14 protein-coding genes and 1 tRNA gene are annotated in these 15,745 nt (G+C 62.0%); 11 read left to right on the top strand and 4 right to left on the bottom strand.

All coding sequences use genetic code 11. The annotated features are described in order from the left end of the window. Nucleotides 1-142: 142 nt before the first annotated feature. From LPA34_RS14405 to LPA34_RS14390, 4 genes are all read right to left on the bottom strand, one after another. Entirely contained in the window at nucleotides 143-379 is a 237-nt protein-coding gene (locus LPA34_RS14405; RefSeq protein ID WP_228979192.1) for a (2Fe-2S)-binding protein, read from the bottom strand. A gap of 183 nt (nucleotides 380-562) precedes the next feature. After that, complete coding sequence (murI, locus tag LPA34_RS14400; RefSeq protein WP_228979190.1) at nucleotides 563-1,405, bottom strand: glutamate racemase; 843 nt, start codon at nucleotides 1,403-1,405, stop codon at nucleotides 563-565. Nucleotides 1,406-1,648: 243 nt separating this feature from the next. Continuing rightward, on the bottom strand, nucleotides 1,649-2,128 hold the full coding sequence (bfr, locus tag LPA34_RS14395; RefSeq protein ID WP_228979184.1) for a bacterioferritin: 480 nt from the start codon (nucleotides 2,126-2,128) through the stop codon (nucleotides 1,649-1,651). Between the two features lie 170 nt (nucleotides 2,129-2,298). After that, a complete protein-coding gene (locus LPA34_RS14390; protein ID WP_228979182.1) occupies nucleotides 2,299-3,834 on the bottom strand; it encodes a fumarate hydratase in 1,536 nt (511 codons plus the stop codon). An 863-nt stretch (nucleotides 3,835-4,697) separates the two neighbouring features. On the opposite strand from LPA34_RS14390, the gene acs reads away from it, so the two are divergent. From acs to ccmB, 11 genes are all read left to right on the top strand, one after another. Further along, complete coding sequence (acs, locus tag LPA34_RS14385) at nucleotides 4,698-6,680, top strand: acetate--CoA ligase (protein WP_228979181.1); 1,983 nt, start codon at nucleotides 4,698-4,700, stop codon at nucleotides 6,678-6,680. Between the two features lie 123 nt (nucleotides 6,681-6,803). After that, entirely contained in the window at nucleotides 6,804-7,151 is a 348-nt protein-coding gene (locus LPA34_RS14380; protein ID WP_228979179.1) for a DUF4212 domain-containing protein, read from the top strand. Between the two features lie 4 nt (nucleotides 7,152-7,155). Continuing rightward, a complete protein-coding gene (locus LPA34_RS14375) occupies nucleotides 7,156-9,174 on the top strand; it encodes a sodium:solute symporter family protein (protein WP_228979177.1) in 2,019 nt (672 codons plus the stop codon). Between the two features lie 95 nt (nucleotides 9,175-9,269). After that, nucleotides 9,270-9,359: transfer RNA gene (locus tag LPA34_RS14370), tRNA-Ser, on the top strand. Nucleotides 9,360-10,224: 865 nt separating this feature from the next. Continuing rightward, nucleotides 10,225-10,383, top strand: a complete 159-nt coding sequence (gene napE / locus LPA34_RS14365) for a periplasmic nitrate reductase, NapE protein (RefSeq protein WP_228979176.1) — start codon at nucleotides 10,225-10,227, stop codon at nucleotides 10,381-10,383. 72 nt (nucleotides 10,384-10,455) lie between these two features. Then, a complete protein-coding gene (locus LPA34_RS14360) occupies nucleotides 10,456-10,791 on the top strand; it encodes a chaperone NapD (protein WP_228979175.1) in 336 nt (111 codons plus the stop codon). Beyond that, the gene (napA, locus tag LPA34_RS14355) at nucleotides 10,763-13,255 is read left to right on the top strand and encodes a periplasmic nitrate reductase subunit alpha (RefSeq protein ID WP_228979173.1); all 2,493 of its coding nucleotides are present in this window, start codon (nucleotides 10,763-10,765) and stop codon (nucleotides 13,253-13,255) included. Before LPA34_RS14360 ends, napA begins: the two co-directional genes overlap by 29 nt. A 10-nt stretch (nucleotides 13,256-13,265) precedes the next feature. Beyond that, on the top strand, nucleotides 13,266-13,760 hold the full coding sequence (locus tag LPA34_RS14350) for a nitrate reductase cytochrome c-type subunit (RefSeq protein ID WP_228979171.1): 495 nt from the start codon (nucleotides 13,266-13,268) through the stop codon (nucleotides 13,758-13,760). 9 nt (nucleotides 13,761-13,769) lie between these two features. Continuing rightward, nucleotides 13,770-14,384 carry a NapC/NirT family cytochrome c gene (locus tag LPA34_RS14345; protein ID WP_228979170.1) on the top strand — a complete coding sequence of 205 codons (615 nt, stop codon included), beginning with the start codon at nucleotides 13,770-13,772 and terminating at the stop codon, nucleotides 14,382-14,384. A gap of 11 nt (nucleotides 14,385-14,395) precedes the next feature. Beyond that, nucleotides 14,396-15,085, top strand: coding sequence for a cytochrome c biogenesis heme-transporting ATPase CcmA (gene ccmA / locus LPA34_RS14340; protein WP_228979168.1), 690 nt, complete (start codon nucleotides 14,396-14,398; stop codon nucleotides 15,083-15,085). Continuing rightward, complete coding sequence (gene ccmB, locus LPA34_RS14335) at nucleotides 15,073-15,741, top strand: heme exporter protein CcmB (protein ID WP_228979166.1); 669 nt, start codon at nucleotides 15,073-15,075, stop codon at nucleotides 15,739-15,741. Before ccmA ends, ccmB begins: the two co-directional genes overlap by 13 nt. Nucleotides 15,742-15,745: the final 4 nt, after the last annotated feature.

Genomic DNA, 15,745 nt, shown 5'->3' with positions numbered 1-15,745 from the left:
GTCAGAAAACCGATCAGCAATTCCATCTCGAACTCCTGTTACAGGGTGAGCGGTAGCTGGCTGTTGTCGTGACTGGCTTGCTGACGGCGGGGTGGATCGGAACAACGGACGACGGCGCGACACGCAAGGCACGCCCGCGATATCAGGCAGCTTTGCGTTCGTAAAACATCAGCGGCACCGGTTGCGCATGATGCTCGACGGCGCAGCGGCTCGCGCAAACGCCGCTTTGCGCCATGACGTCGCGCACGGATTCCTCGCATTTGCCGCAACAGCTCGCGACGCCCAGTTCGAACTGGAGCTCATCGAACGAATCGATGCCTTCCGCGATGGAGGCGCGGATCTTCCGGTCGGAAACAGACTTGCATACGCAGACGATCATGGTGTGGTGCGATAGCTAACGTTAATGCGAATTATTATCATTATGTTTGAGGCGTTTGGCAAGCGTCATATCCGGATTTTTGTAACAAAACCAGTCTGTTAGGAGGGTTTTCCACAGACGCCGGAAGGGGGCGGAGGCGGGGAAAAGCGCGCTGAACCAGCCAGGCGGACGCCTGGCGGAGGCTCAGACGGCTTGCGGGTCAGGCGCGGCGGTGCGGCGCGACGGGATGTGCACGCGGTCGACCGGCGCGGCGAGATGGAGGAGCGTTTCGGCGAGCTGCTGCAGATGAGTGCCGTCGCTGGTCGAGAAGAAACGGGGTGCGACCGCGGGTTCGCCGCCGCTGGCGACACGCAGCCCGTGCTGGTCGAGCACGCGCTCGAGCTGGCGCGCGATGGCGACACTGGTATCGATCAACGTCAACCGGTCGCCGACGATGTCGCGGATCGCGGCGTCGAGGAACGGGTAGTGCGTGCAGCCGAGCACCAGCGTGTCGGCGCCCGCATCGAGCATCGGTTGCAGATAGTTTTGCAGTAGCGCGCGCAGTTCGGCCGAACCGACATCGCAGCGTTCGACCGCCTGCACGAGGCCGTGACCCGGCTGGCACAGAAAGCGGCAGTCGGCGGCGTAGCGTTGCAGCAGAGCCTGGAAACGGGCGCTGCGCAGCGTTACCTGCGTGGCGAGCACGCCCGCGACGCGCGTCTTCGATTGCAGCGCGGCGGGCTTCACGCCGGGTTCGACGCCGATCAGCGGAATCGGGAGCCGCTCGCGGACGAGTGCGATCGATTGCGCAGTAGCCGTGTTGCACGCGACGACCAGCACCTTCGCGCCCTGTTTGACGAGCCATTGTCCGATGGCGAGCGTGCGGTCGGCGATGAAATCGTCGTCGCGTTCACCGTATGGCGCGTACAGCGAATCGGCCACATAGATGAGCGATTCGCCCGGCAACTGCGCGCGCACCGCACGCAGCACGGAAAGGCCGCCGAGCCCAGAATCGAAGATGCCAATGGGCGCGTGCGCTGAAGACAACGGCGTCGGCGTTAAAGGGTCAGCGGAAGCGGAAGCAGTATGTGAACCGGATGCCGTGCCGTCGAATGCCGCAGCGGCGGTCGTGCGCGAAGAAACGTCCTGCGGTGCGGTCATATGCGAACGGGGGAGGCGGGCGGGAAAACGGACGCTAAAGCGAACGAACCGGCAAAAAACGGAGGCCGTTGCCGTTCGCGCCAGCGTCGATGCGTGCCGTGCGAACGGAATTGCGTCACTGTATCAGGATCAGGACTCGAGCGATCCGATGCCGGATTGCTGATAGTTCTGGATACCGACCTTGTCAATGAGATCGATTTGCGTTTCCAGCCAGTCGATGTGTTCTTCGGTGTCGTCGAGAATCGTCGTGAAGATTTCACGCGAGATGAAATCGCGAACGGATTCGCAATACACAATAGCTTCCTTGCATGTGGCTTGCGAGATCTGTTCGAGCTTCAGATCGCATTCGAGAATCTCTTTCGTTTCCTCGCCGATCAGCAGCTTGTGCAGATCCTGCAGATTCGGCAGACCGTCGAGCATGAAGATCCGTTCGATCAGCAGATCGGCGTGCTTCATTTCGCCGATCGACTCGTCGTATTCATGCTTGCCGAGCTTGTCGAGGCCCCAGTGCTTGTACATCCGCGCATGCAGAAAGTACTGGTTGATCGCAGTCAGCTCGTTTTTCAGTTGCGAGTTCAGATATTCGATGACCTTCTTGTCGCCTTGCATGATTTTTTCCTTATGGGGCTCGGGATTCTGATTCTTTCAACAATAAACGCCATGACCGAAAAAGCCAAGGCCGCACCTGTTCGTGCGGGTCCTTCAAGGCGCTATCAGTGCTGGGGTAAATGAAAAAGCCAGGGCGCAGGACCCTGGCCTTTATCAACGCATCATGACGCTTAAACCGTGGCGACCGGGATCTTGCCGATCTTCGCCTGCCATTCCTTCGGGCCCGTCTGATGCACCGACGTACCCGACGAATCGACCGCAACGGTCACCGGCATGTCTTTTACGTCGAACTCGTAGATGGCTTCCATGCCGAGGTCTTCGAATGCCAGCACCTTCGCGCTGCGAATGGCCTTCGACACCAGATACGCCGCGCCGCCAACCGCCATCAGATAGGCCGCCTTGTGCTTCCGGATCGCCTCGATGGCAACCGGGCCGCGTTCTGCTTTACCGATCATCGAAATGAGGCCTGTTTGCGACAACATGGTCTCGGTGAATTTGTCCATTCGTGTGGACGTCGTCGGGCCTGCCGGACCGACTGCCTCATCGCGCACCGGATCGACCGGGCCGACGTAATAGATCACGCGGTTCGTGAAATCGACCGGCAGCTTTTCGCCCTTCGCGAGCATGTCGGCGATGCGCTTGTGGGCCGCGTCGCGGCCCGTCAACATCTTGCCCGACAAGAGCAGCGTCTGGCCCGGCTTCCACGATGCGACTTCTGCCGGCGTCAGCGTGTTCAGGTCGACGCGCTGGCTCTTTTCCGTGTCCGGTTCCCACTGCACTTTCGGCCATGCGTCGAGCGAAGGCGCTTCGAGCTTCGCCACGCCCGAGCCGTCGAGCGTGAAGTGCGCATGACGCGTCGCCGCGCAGTTCGGAATGATCGCGACCGGCTTCGACGCGGCGTGCGTCGGTGCGGCCATGATCTTCACGTCGAGCACGGTGGCGAGACCGCCGAGACCCTGCGCGCCGATGCCGAGCGCGTTGACCTTCTCGTGCAGTTCGATACGCAGTTCCTCGATCCAGCCCTTCGGGCCGCGCGCGATGATGTCCTGGATGTCGACCGGATCCATCAGCGATTCCTTCGCCATCACCATCGCTTTCTCAGCGGTGCCGCCGATGCCGATGCCGAGCATGCCCGGCGGGCACCAGCCTGCGCCCATCGTCGGCACGGTCTTGAGAATCCAGTCGACGATCGAGTCCGACGGGTTCAGCATCGCGAACTTCGACTTGTTTTCCGAGCCGCCGCCTTTCGCCGCGACCTGCACGTCGACCTTGTCGCCCGGCACGATCTCGTAGTGGATCACGGCCGGCGTGTTGTCCTTCGTGTTCTTGCGCGCGCCTTCGGGCGGGCTCACGATCGACGCGCGCAGCACGTTGTCCGGGTTCAGATAACCGCGGCGCACGCCTTCGTTGATCATGTCGGTGACGCCCATCGTCGCGCTGCCGTTTTCACTCGCCCAGCGCACGTCCATGCCGACCTTCACGAACACCGTCACGATGCCGGTGTCCTGGCAGATCGGACGCTTGCCTTCGGCGCACATGCGGCTGTTGGTCAGGATCTGCGCGATCGCGTCCTTCGCGGCCGGGCTCTCTTCGAGTTCATACGCGCGGCCAAGGGCCTGGATGTAATCGAGTGGGTGGTAGTAGCTGATGTACTGAAGCGAATCAGCAATGCTCTGGATCAGGTCTTCCTGTTTGATGACGGTCATGGCTAGCTCAGTGGGGACAAGGGGCGCTTTTTATCGTCGCGGTTCGCACGGACTGGTGGAATCGCGATCACTCCTGCTGCGCCTGTAAGGGGGAAACCGGTTGTTGGGCATGCGGCTCGTGAAAGTGCCGCGGATGCGTGTGCTTCGAGTTCTGGTGAAAATGACTGCCGGAAGTGGCCGCATGTGGCGGTTGGGCGATATCGTGGCGCGGTGCGGACATGGGCGATGGCAGTGGCCAGGCAGAGGGTTGTATCGGACAGCGGGGACACGGACCGGGCGGCGTGCGGTAACGCGTACGTTACGTGTGCAACAACGTCTACGTATGCGGTCGCTTGCGGTTCCGCGCGACCGTGTCAGGCGCGCTATTGTACAGCGTCCTCCCGGTTTACCCGAACGGAGCGGGCAGTCACGACGCGACGGGCTGCACGCGCTTCATCTTCAGGCTGGCGGGCGCGATGCCCGCTACGACGCATGCCGCGTCGCCTGTAGACGTCGGCACACCAGGTTCAACCCTGGTGTGCCGGCATGCCCAATTGTCTGACTCATTCAGCAAACCCATGCCAACATTGGGCCGCTTCAGTTAGCATTGAAATCCCTGCGCGGATGCAGGTGCGTCTGCCGCGCCGGTCTTCGCGTCAACTCGCGTCAACGTAAGTGCCCGGTAAGTTGCGGCCTTTATGGTGAGAGGCAAATCAGGCAAGTGGCCGGTGATGAATCACGGCACAACAGCATCACGCGGTGCGCCACAGGTGAAGAACATGGCGCACAGGCAGGAGACAATGCGGCACGCGGCAGGGCACGCACGTGTACTTCAGGCGCGTTCGCACGGATTTTCAGATTTCATCTTCACGAAGGGGTAGTCGATGTCTGCGATTGAATCGGTTCTTCAGGAACACCGCGTCTTCCCGCCATCCGCCGATATGTCGGCGCAGGCTTCCATACCCGGCATGGACGCGTACCGTGCGCTCGCCGCCGAAGCGGAGCGCGATTATGAAGGCTTCTGGGCGCGTCTCGCACGTGAAACACTGAGCTGGAAGAAGCCCTTCACGAAGGTGCTCGATGAATCGAACGCGCCGTTCTACACATGGTTCGAGGACGGCGAACTGAACGCGTCGTACAACAGCATCGACCGTCACGTCGAAGCCGGCAACGGTGGGCGTGTCGCGATGATCTTCGAGGCCGACGACGGCACCGTCACCAACGTCACGTATCAGGACCTGCTGCAACGCGTATCGCGCTTTGCCAACGCGCTGAAAAAGCGCGGCGTGAAGAAGGGTGACCGCGTCGTGATCTACATGCCGATGTCGGTCGAGGGCGTCGTCGCGATGCAGGCCTGCGCGCGCATCGGCGCCACCCATTCCGTCGTGTTCGGCGGGTTCTCGTCGAAGTCGCTGAACGAGCGGCTCGTCGACGTGGGCGCGGTAGCGCTCATCACATCCGACGAACAGATGCGCGGCGGCAAGGCGTTGCCGCTCAAGAACATCGCCGACGAAGCGCTCACGATGGGCGGCTGCGAAGCGGTGAAGAGCGTGATCGTCTACCGGCGTACCGGCGGCAAGGTTGCGTGGACCGAAGGGCGCGACCTGTGGATGCACGAAATCACGCAGGCCGAGTCGGACCAGTGCGCGCCGGAATGGGTGGGCGCGGAACATCCGCTCTTCATTCTCTATACATCGGGTTCGACCGGCAAACCGAAGGGCGTGCAGCACAGCACCGGCGGCTATCTGCTGTGGGTTGCGCAGACCATGAAGTGGACGTTCGACTGGAAGCCCACCGACGTGTTCTGGTGTACCGCCGACATCGGCTGGGTCACGGGTCACAGCTACATCACGTACGGGCCGCTGGCACTCGGCGGCACGCAGGTCGTGTTCGAAGGTGTGCCCACGTATCCGAACGCCGGCCGCTTCTGGGACATGATCGGCAAGCATAAGGTCAGCGTTTTCTATACGGCGCCCACGGCCATCCGTTCGCTGATCAAGGTTTCCGAAGCCGATGCGAAAGTGCATCCGAAGAGCTATGACCTGTCGTCGCTGCGCATCATCGGCACGGTCGGCGAGCCGATCAATCCGGAAGCATGGATGTGGTATCACGAGAACGTCGGCGGCAAGCGCTGCCCGATTGTCGATACGTGGTGGCAGACCGAAACCGGCGGCCACATGATCACACCGCTGCCGGGCGCGACGCCGCTCGTGCCGGGTTCGTGCACGTTGCCGTTGCCGGGCATCATGGCGGCCGTCGTCGACGAAACCGGGCAGGACGTGCCGAACGGGCAGGGCGGCATTCTTGTCGTGAAGCGTCCGTGGCCCGCGATGCTGCGCAACGTGTGGGGCGATCCGGAGCGCTACAGGAAGAGCTATTTCCCCGAGGAACTCGGCGGCAAGCTTTATCTCGCGGGAGACGGCGCGGTGCGCGACAAGGACACCGGCTACTTCACGATCATGGGCCGTATCGACGACGTGCTCAACGTGTCCGGTCACCGCCTCGGCACGATGGAGATCGAGTCGGCGCTGGTCGCGAATCCGCTCGTCGCGGAAGCGGCCGTGGTGGGCCGCCCTGACGATACGACGGGCGAGGCCGTGTGCGCGTTTGTCGTGCTGAAGCGCACGCGTCCAGAAGGCGAGGAAGCCGTGAAGATCGCGAATGAACTGCGTGCGTGGGTCGGCAAGGAAATCGGCCCGATCGCGAAGCCGAAGGACATCCGTTTCGGCGAGAACCTGCCGAAGACGCGCTCCGGCAAGATCATGCGCCGCCTGCTGCGTTCGCTCGCGAAGGGCGAAGCGATCACCCAGGACGTGTCGACGCTGGAGAATCCGGCGATCCTCGACCAGCTCGGCGAATCGCTTTAAGCGTTACGTGTTCGCGGCCGGCGGCGCGGTTTGCCGCTGGTCCGCGCTACAACCTGCATTGAACGAAGCCACTGCGATGACAATCCTTATTGCCTGGGCAGTGGCTTTTTGATACACAGGCGCATGGCCGCGCCAAACCACACCGCCCGTCAAAATATCAATCCACCGCCCGAACCGCCACCGGTCTCGGAAGCGATGGCGCGCGCGCATCAGCGCTACTGGCGTTTCAATCTCTGGCTGATCGCGACGCTCATGGCGATCGGTTTCGTCGTTTCGTTCGTCGTGCCGCTGGCCGCGGGCCCGTTAGCCAGTGTGCGTTTCGCCGGTTTCAGCCTGCCGTTCTATATGGGCGCGCAGGGTGCGATTCTGGTCTACCTCGTGCTGATCGCCGTGTATATCGTGCTGATGCAGCGCGCCGATCGCGTGTTGCAAGCGGCACGCGAAGCCGATATCGCGAGCCGGAAACCCTGAGCCGATGAAGCTGACCCATCGACTCATCCGTTCATACGCGTTCTATACGCTGGGCTTTCTCTTTTTCATCTACGTGCTGTGGTGCATCGAACGCGCGACCGGCGCGGGCACGTGGATCGGCTACGTGTTCCTGTTCATACCGATTGCCGTTTATGCCGTAATCGGACTGCTTTCGCGCACTTCCGATCTCGTCGAATACTACGTCGCGGGGCGGCGCGTGCCGTCTGCGTTCAACGGCATGGCGACGGCCGCGGACTGGCTGTCGGCGGCTTCGTTCATTGGCCTTGCGGGCTCGCTTTACGCAACCGGTTACGACGGCCTCGCCTACATGATGGGGTGGACGGGCGGCTACTGCCTCGTCGCGTTCCTGCTCGCGCCGTATGTGCGCAAGCTCGCGCGCTACACGATTCCCGATTTTCTCGGCACGCGCTTTTCGAGCAACGCCGTGCGCGGCCTCGCCGTGTTCTCCGCGATCCTGTGTTCGTTCGTCTATCTCGTTGCGCAGATTCAGGGCGTCGGGTTGATCGCGACGCGCTTTATCGGCGTCGATTTTTCCATCGGGATTTTCTGCGGGCTGGCGGGCATTCTCGTGTGTTCGTTTCTCGGCGGCATGCGTGCGGTCACCTGGACGCAGGTCGCGCAGTACATCATCCTGATCGTTGCGATCCTGATTCCGGTGTCGATGATCGCGCACAAGGATGGACTCGGCTGGGTGCCGCAATTCAACTACGGCCGGTTGATGGAGCGGGTCGAGACGCTCGAGCGGCAGGTGCGCGACGCGCCACCCGAGCAGAGGGTCCGCGACAACTTCCGGCAGCGCGCGGCTACCATGCAGGCGCGGCTCGACGCACTGCCTCAATCTTTCGTCGACGAGAAGAGCCGGCTGACACAGGAAATCGCCGATCTGCGCCGGCACAACGGACCGCTGCGCGACATCAACGAGCGCGAGCGCACGCTGGCGGCGTTTCCGCGCGACGCCGTGGCCGCGCACAGCATATGGACGCAGCAGCGCGACGAGATGCTGCTGCGCGCGTCGGCACCTGTGCCGATGTCCGAGGCGTTTCCTGCCGTGAGCGGAGAAGACAGCAACCTTCACCGACGCAATTTTCTCTCTCTGCTGCTGTGTCTTTCGCTGGGGACGGCGAGTCTGCCGCATATTCTGACGCGCTATAACACGACGACATCGGTGGCGTCGGCGCGCAGGTCGGTGGGGTGGACGCTGTTTTTCGTCGCGCTGTTCTATCTGACGGTGCCGGTGCTTGCGGTGCTGATCAAGTACGAGATCCTGTCGAGTCTCGTCGGGCATCGATTTGCCGATCTGCCGCAATGGGTGATGCAGTGGCGGCGGATCGAGCCGTATCTGATCGGTATTTCGGACATGAACGGCGACGGCATTGTGCGCTGGAGCGAGATCCAGATGCAGCCCGACATGGTCGTGCTCGCGGCGCCGGAAATCGCGAGGCTGCCGTACGTGATGTCGGGGCTGATCGCAGCGGGCGCGCTGGCCGCTGCGCTTTCCACCGCCGATGGTCTGCTGCTGACGATCGCGAACGCGTTATCGCACGATGTCTACTATCACATGGTCGATCCATCGGCATCGAGCCAGCGGCGGGTGACCATCTCGAAGATCCTGCTGCTTGGGGTTGCGCTGTTTGCTTCGTACGTGGCTTCGCTGAATACAGGGAATATCCTGTTTCTGGTGGGCGCCGCTTTTTCGATCGCGGCTTCGAGTCTGTTTCCGGTGCTGGTGCTGGGCGTGTTCTGGAAGCGCACGACGCGTCGTGGTGCGGTGGCGGGAATGGTGGCGGGGCTCGTGGTGTGCATCTACTACATCGTGTCGACGTATCCGTTTTTCACGCAGCTGACGGGTTTCACGGGCGCGCGCTGGTTCGGCATCGAGCCGATCAGTTCGGGCGTGTTCGGCGTGCCGGCGGGGTTTCTCGTGGCGATCGGCGTGAGTCTCGTGGACCGCAAACCGGACGCATGGACGCGGGCGCTCGTGGACTATATCCGGCATCCCTGAGTGCGTTGCCTCGCGATGCTTTTTGCGGGTATTTCACGCGCCGCGCAAGAGGGTGTGGCGCGGGCCCCAGAGTTTGCTATAATCTGCCTCCCGCCGGAGAGATGGATGAGCGGTTTAAGTCGCACGCCTGGAAAGCGTGTATAGGTTAATACCTATCCGGGGTTCGAATCCCCGTCTCTCCGCCAGATATGAATGATAAGCCGTTGAATCTAAAAGGATTCAACGGCTTTTTGTTTTTTCAACTCACGATTTGACTATCAAATGATAAGGGCGCCGCAACATTTGAGGTCACGTCGAAAAGGTCGCGAAGAAGCGGACGTCCGATGAGTGCGCAGGCGCCGAACTTCCGGATGCGGCCGATACAGTTGAAAAATCCGGTCGTGATGTTCGATGGGTCCAAGCTCCCGTATCAAACTTGATCGACCTGACCGGCGATCGCCCGCCAGGCGGCAAAACTGGAGTCTCCACGTACTCTGGGTCGTCCAGTGACATCCGTCTTCGGTGGCCGTTCGACGTATCAAAGCGGATCGTTCAATCGCGTGAGACACCATAGTAGTAGTGGCGCAATTAAAGCGGGCACCCCCGCAACCACCTTGGGCCGGCACAGTTCATGGCGATAGAGGGGCTACGTCACAATTCTGACCCGGCCGGCCAGCAACACAAAACGCATTACGCACAAGAGGTCACTGCGCAGACCGGATTCGGGCGCGTTCTCGTTGACCAGGTGCGAAGTGGTCAATAAGTGTGCGGCGCAGCAACCCGGTGCGCGAGAGCGAATGCAGACAAAAAAACCTCACTCATGAGATACCGCCTGATGTGCCCGTGTCGATATCCAGGGTGGCTTCCTGATTCAATGCGTCCGCTCCCTGCATTCGCGGGGTCCGTCGGCTTTCTTGTCTCCGGCAAGCCCGCTGTTCCAATGTTCCAGGGCATATCAACATCACAGTCATTTCAAATTTCAATTAATAGCCTTGACGAATGGAAGACCGGCGACAACAATCAGTGATACCAAACATCAAAATCGCGTAACCCGAGACATACCCCAATGCCATGACCGACGCTAAAGAAGGCCTTCGCAAAACCGAGGAACTTCGCAGCTTCCTGTTTCTCACGGCCGTCATGGTGCCCGTATTGACCGTGATGTTTATTGCCGCATATGGGTTTGTTGTCTGGTTCTATCAGATTCTGGTTGGCGGTCCACCGCATTGACAGCCGTTCCTGCAAAGTCTCCGTGCAGTCTTATTCGCCTGTTTATTAAAACGCTGTGCCGGGAGTCGTCAGATGGCTTCACACGCGCAAAAGCTGGTGATAAACGTTGTCGACGTTCCGCAAGCCCATATTGCCGGCATCGTCGTTCATGCGGATAACAGGCAGATAGAGGCCATCCGGCACGCCGTTTCGATACTTCCCGGCGCGGAGATTCACGCAGTCAGCCCCGCCGGAAAACTGGTGGTCACGCTGGAAGCGCAGGAGTCGGAAGACATCATCGCGCAACTGAATGCGATTCACGCCTTGCCGGGCGTCTATTCCGCGTCGCTCATATACCAGCACCACGAAGATGTCGAATCGCTCGATGAGGAGACAGGCGATGAAACTGACGCGCCGGGCGTTTATTAAGCAAACCGCCGCGGCCACGGCCGCCTCCGCCGCCGGTATCACGCTGCCAGGCCTGGAAGCGCAGGCGGCGGGCGCGGGCGGCAACGACCTGACCTGGTCGAAAGCGCCATGCCGCTTTTGCGGCACCGGCTGCGGGGTCATTGTTGGCGTGAAGGCCGGCAAGGTTGTCGCGACGCAGGGCGATCCGCAGGCGGAGGTCAATCGCGGGCTGAACTGCGTCAAGGGCTACTTCCTCTCGAAGATCATGTACGGGGGAGACCGTCTGAATGCGCCGCTCCTGCGCATGAAGGACGGCAAATACGACAAGAACGGCGAATTCACACCGGTGTCGTGGGATAAGGCGTTCGACGTGATGGAGCAGCAGTTCAGGCAGGTGTTGAAGGCAAAGGGTCCGACGGCAATCGGCATGTTCGGCTCCGGCCAGTGGACTGTGTTCGAAGGGTATGCGGCGGTCAAGCTGATGAAGGCGGGCTTTCGCAGCAATAACATCGATCCGAATGCGCGGCACTGCATGGCCTCGGCGGTGACCGGTTTCATGCGCTCGTTTGGCATGGACGAGCCGATGGGCTGCTACGACGATATCGAGCAGACCGATGCCTTCGTGCTGTGGGGGTCGAACATGGCGGAGATGCACCCGGTGCTATGGACGCGGGTGACGGATCGCAAGCTGAGCGTACCGAAGACCAGAGTGGCCGTGCTGTCGGTGTTCGAACATCGCTCTTTCGATCTTGCGGATATGCAGATGGTCTTCGCGCCGCAATCCGACCTTGCGATCATGAACTACATCGCGAACTACATCATCAAGACGAATCGCGTGAACCGTGACTTCGTGACGAAGCACACCGTGTTCAAGGAAGGCAATACAGATATCGGCTACGGACTGCGGCCGGACAATCCGTTGCAGAAAGCCGCGAAGAACGCCGGCGATGCGAACGGTTCGAAGCCGATGGACTTCGACGCCTTCGCGAAGTTCGTGTCGAAATACGATGCGGCCTATGTGACGAAGCTCTCGGGCATCTCGAAGGTCAAGCTGGACCAGCTTGCCGAGCTGTACGCCGATCCCAACATCAAGGTGGTTTCGTTCTGGACAATGGGCTTCAACCAGCACACGCGCGGCACGTGGGCCAACAACATGGTCTACAACCTGCACCTGCTGACGGGCAAGATCTCCACGCCGGGCAACAGTCCGTTTTCGCTGACGGGTCAACCGTCCGCCTGTGGCACGGCGCGCGAAGTGGGCACCTTCTCGCACCGCCTGCCGGCCGACATGCTCGTGGCCAACCCCGAGCACCGCAAGCATGCCGAGGAAATCTGGAAGATTCCGCCAGGTACGATTCCCGACAAGCCGGGCTATCACGCCGTGCTCCAGAATCGCATGCTGAAGGACAGCAAGCTCAACGCGTACTGGGTGATGGTCAACAACAACATGCAGGCCGCGGCCAACATGATGCAGGAAACCCTGCCCGGCTATCGCAACCCCGATAACTTCATCGTCGTCTCCGATGTCTATCCGACTGTCACCGCGGTCGCTGCCGATCTCATCCTGCCTTCGGCGATGTGGGTCGAGAAGGAGGGCGCGTATGGCAACGCGGAGCGTCGCACGCAGTTCTGGCATCAGCTCGTGCCGCCGCCCGAGGGCGCGCGCTCGGACCTGTGGCAGATCGTCGAGTTTTCGAAGCGCTTCACCGTCGATGAGGTGTGGCCGGCGGAACTGATCGCGAAGAAGCCGGAACTGAAGGGCAAGACACTTTATGACGTGCTGTTTCGCAACGGTCAGGTGAATAAATTTCCTGCATCGCAAGTCGACGTGGCCTTTCGCAACGACGAAGCCAAAGCGTTCGGCTTCTACATCCAGAAGGGCCTGTTCGAGGAATACGCTTCGTTTGGCCGTGGCCACGGCCACGACCTTGCCCCGTTCGACGATTATCACAAGGCGCGCGGACTGCGCTGGCCGGTCGTCAATGGCAAGGAAACGCTCTGGCGCTACAAGGAAGGCTCCGATCCCTACGTGAAGGCGGGCACCGGCTGGGAGTTCTACGGCAACAAGGACGGCCGCGCCGTGATCTGGGCGCTGCCTTACGAGCCGCCGCCCGAAATGCCGGACAAGGAATACCCGTTCTGGCTGTCGACCGGGCGCGTGCTCGAACACTGGCACTCGGGGTCGATGACGCGACGCGTGCCGGAGTTGTATCGCGCGTTTCCGAACGCCGTCTGCTTCATGCATCCGGACGACGCGAAGGCGCTCGGACTCAGCCGCGGCGTCGAAGTGAAGGTCATGTCGCGGCGCGGCTACATCCGCACGCGGGTGGAGACGCGCGGACGCGACAAGCCGCCACGCGGGCTGGTGTTCGTGCCGTGGTTCGACTCGAGCCAGTTGATCAACAAGGTGACGCTCGACGCGACCGATCCGATCTCGTTCCAGACAGACTACAAGAAGTGCGCGGTAAAGATCGTCAGGGTCTAGGGGAGATGTCATGCGCCAGTGGATCGTACTTGCCGCCCTCTGTGGATTTTTGAGCCCGTTCGGCGCTTCCGCGCAGCCGGCGGTGCCCGACGTGCCGTTCCATGACAGCCTGCGCGGCACGACGCCGCTCGATGAGGAAACAAAGCCGCCCCTGATTTACCCGACCGAGAACAAGGATGTGATCCGTGGCCGTGCCTATGCGCAGCAGCCGCCGACGATCCCCCACAAGATCGACGGCTATCAGGTCGACAAGAACGCGAACCGCTGTCTCGCCTGTCACGCCCGCAGCCGCGCGGCGGAGAGCGGCGCGGTACCTGTCGGCGTCTCGCATTACACGGATCGCGCGGGCGTGACGCTCGGCAGCCTCGCCCCGCGCCGCTATTTCTGCACGCAGTGTCATGTTCCGCAAGCCGATACGAAACCGCTTGTGAGCAACACCTTCACGGACCTCGAGGATATCCGGCTGGCACCCGGCTCGAAGCCGGCTTCGAGCCACAAGAACTAGGGGCGCGCGATGCTCGACCTGGTGAAGCGCTACTGGCGCACGATCAACCGGCCAAGCGCGTATTTCAGCCTCGGCTTTCTCACGCTGGGCGGCTTCGTCGCGGGCGTGGTGTTCTGGGGCGCGTTCAACACGGCGCTCGAATTCACCAGCACGGAAGCGTTCTGCACGGGCTGCCACGAGATGCGCGACAACACGTTTGCCGAGTTGAAGACCACCATCCACTACACCAACCGTAGCGGGGTGCGCGCGAAATGCTCGGATTGTCACGTGCCCCACAACTGGACCGACAAGATCGCCAGAAAGATGCAGGCTTCGAAGGAGGTGTGGGCCAAGGTTTTCGGCACGGTCGATACGCGCGAGAAATTCCTCGACAAACGGCTCGAACTCGCCGAGCACGAATGGACGCGCATGAAGGCAAACGACTCGCTGGAGTGCCGCAACTGCCACTCGTTCGAGTCGATGGACTTTACGCGTCAGAGCGTAAGAGCCCAGAACGCGCATCAGACCTACCTCGTCACCGGAGAGAAAACCTGCATCGATTGCCACAAGGGCATCGCGCATCACTTGCCGGACATGACACAGGCGATGCGCGACGAACAGGCGCGACAGGCGAAGGGAAATTGAGGCGGGCGGCCATGCGTGCAACGAGCAGACCTGAAGGCGAAGCGGCGCCCGCGCTGTTGTCGGTCGCGTCGCTCGCGTTTTGCCGTGGCGGGGAAACGATCTTCAGTGACGTCAGTTTCGAAGCCGATGCGGGAGAGGTGCTGCAGATTCACGGCGCGAACGGCAGCGGTAAAACCACGCTTCTGCGGCTGCTGGCGGGGCTCCTGCGCCCGGCCGCGGGCACGATACGCTGGCGCGGCCTCGATACGCGCAGACAGTCCGAAACATGGCGCCGCACGCTCGCGTACGTCGGCCACGCAAATGCGGTGAGCCGTGACCTGACGGTGATCGAGAACGTGCGCTTCGCGGCGCGCCTCGGCGCGGCGAGCGCGCATGACGCAACCGCGGCCTGCCCCGAACGGGAGGTGCTCGGGCGGCTCGGGCTCGCAGGCTGTGAAAACCGCCTCGCGGGCACGCTCTCGCAGGGACAGCAAAGGCGTATCGCGATGGCCCGCCTGCTGATGGAATGCAAGCCGCTGTGGCTGCTCGATGAGCCTGCCGCCGCACTCGATGCGGAATCGACGCGGCTCATCGGCGCATGCATCGCAGAGCATGTCGAGCGTGGCGGCATCGCGGTCATGACGACGCACCTGCCAATCGATACGGCGCCGGATGCGACGCGCTACCTCTGTTTCGAGCGGGCCGCGTCATGCTCGATCTGATGGCGTGCGTGATGCGTCGGGAACTCGCGCTCACATGGCGGCGCCGCACCGACGCGCTCGGCTGCCTGCTGTTCTTCGTCATCGCGACGAGCCTGTTCCCGATCGCGGTCGGCTCCGACCCCAGGCTCCTGCATGCCATGGCGCCGGGTGTGCTGTGGGTCACGGCGCTCTTCGCGACGATGCTCTCGCTCACGCGGCTCTTCTCGCAGGACTTCGACGACGGGTCGCTCGACCAGATGCTGCTCACGCCGCAGTCGCTCTTCGCCGTGGTGTACGCGAAGATCGCCGCGCACTGGTTGACGGGTGGCTTTGCGCTTGTACTGCTCACGCCTGTGGTTGCGCTGCAATACGACCTCGCGGCGGACGCCGTCCTGCTTCTCACCGCATCACTTCTGATCGGCACGCCGGTGCTGAGCCTGATCGGATCGATCGGCGCGGCGCTGACAATCGGCGTGCGTGGCGGCGGGGTGCTGCTTGCGGTGCTCGTCCTGCCGCTCGAACTTCCGGTGCTGATCTTCGGCGTCGGCGCGGCAGATCCGTTGCGCGCGGGCGCGTGGAGCGAGGCCAACTTCTCGCTGCTGGGCGCAGGACTGATCGCCGCGCTGCTGCTCTGTCCGGCCGCGACCGCCGCGGCATTGCGGATCTCGGCGGAATGAACGC

This window comes from Paraburkholderia gardini (genome assembly GCF_907164575.1).
GTDB classification, from domain to species: Bacteria; Pseudomonadota; Gammaproteobacteria; order Burkholderiales; family Burkholderiaceae; genus Paraburkholderia; species Paraburkholderia gardini.
The sequence above is the reverse complement of the archived record's forward strand: the minus strand, read 5'-3'. Positions and strand labels throughout refer to the sequence as shown.

Bases quoted from the DNA above. Each gene is read 5' to 3' on its own strand.
- LPA34_RS14405 (WP_228979192.1), bottom strand. From the start codon at position 379: ATGATCGTCTGCGTATGCAAGTCTGTTTCCGACCGGAAGATCCGCGCC.
- bfr (WP_228979184.1), bottom strand. From the start codon at position 2,128: ATGCAAGGCGACAAGAAGGTCATCGAATATCTGAACTCGCAACTGAAA.
- LPA34_RS14390 (WP_228979182.1), bottom strand. From the start codon at position 3,834: ATGACCGTCATCAAACAGGAAGACCTGATCCAGAGCATTGCTGATTCG.
- acs (WP_228979181.1), top strand. From the start codon at position 4,698: ATGTCTGCGATTGAATCGGTTCTTCAGGAACACCGCGTCTTCCCGCCA.
- LPA34_RS14380 (WP_228979179.1), top strand. From the start codon at position 6,804: ATGGCCGCGCCAAACCACACCGCCCGTCAAAATATCAATCCACCGCCC.
- LPA34_RS14375 (WP_228979177.1), top strand. From the start codon at position 7,156: ATGAAGCTGACCCATCGACTCATCCGTTCATACGCGTTCTATACGCTG.
- napE (WP_228979176.1), top strand. From the start codon at position 10,225: ATGACCGACGCTAAAGAAGGCCTTCGCAAAACCGAGGAACTTCGCAGC.
- LPA34_RS14360 (WP_228979175.1), top strand. From the start codon at position 10,456: ATGGCTTCACACGCGCAAAAGCTGGTGATAAACGTTGTCGACGTTCCG.
- napA (WP_228979173.1), top strand. From the start codon at position 10,763: ATGAAACTGACGCGCCGGGCGTTTATTAAGCAAACCGCCGCGGCCACG.
- LPA34_RS14350 (WP_228979171.1), top strand. From the start codon at position 13,266: ATGCGCCAGTGGATCGTACTTGCCGCCCTCTGTGGATTTTTGAGCCCG.
- LPA34_RS14345 (WP_228979170.1), top strand. From the start codon at position 13,770: ATGCTCGACCTGGTGAAGCGCTACTGGCGCACGATCAACCGGCCAAGC.
- ccmA (WP_228979168.1), top strand. From the start codon at position 14,396: ATGCGTGCAACGAGCAGACCTGAAGGCGAAGCGGCGCCCGCGCTGTTG.
- ccmB (WP_228979166.1), top strand. From the start codon at position 15,073: ATGCTCGATCTGATGGCGTGCGTGATGCGTCGGGAACTCGCGCTCACA.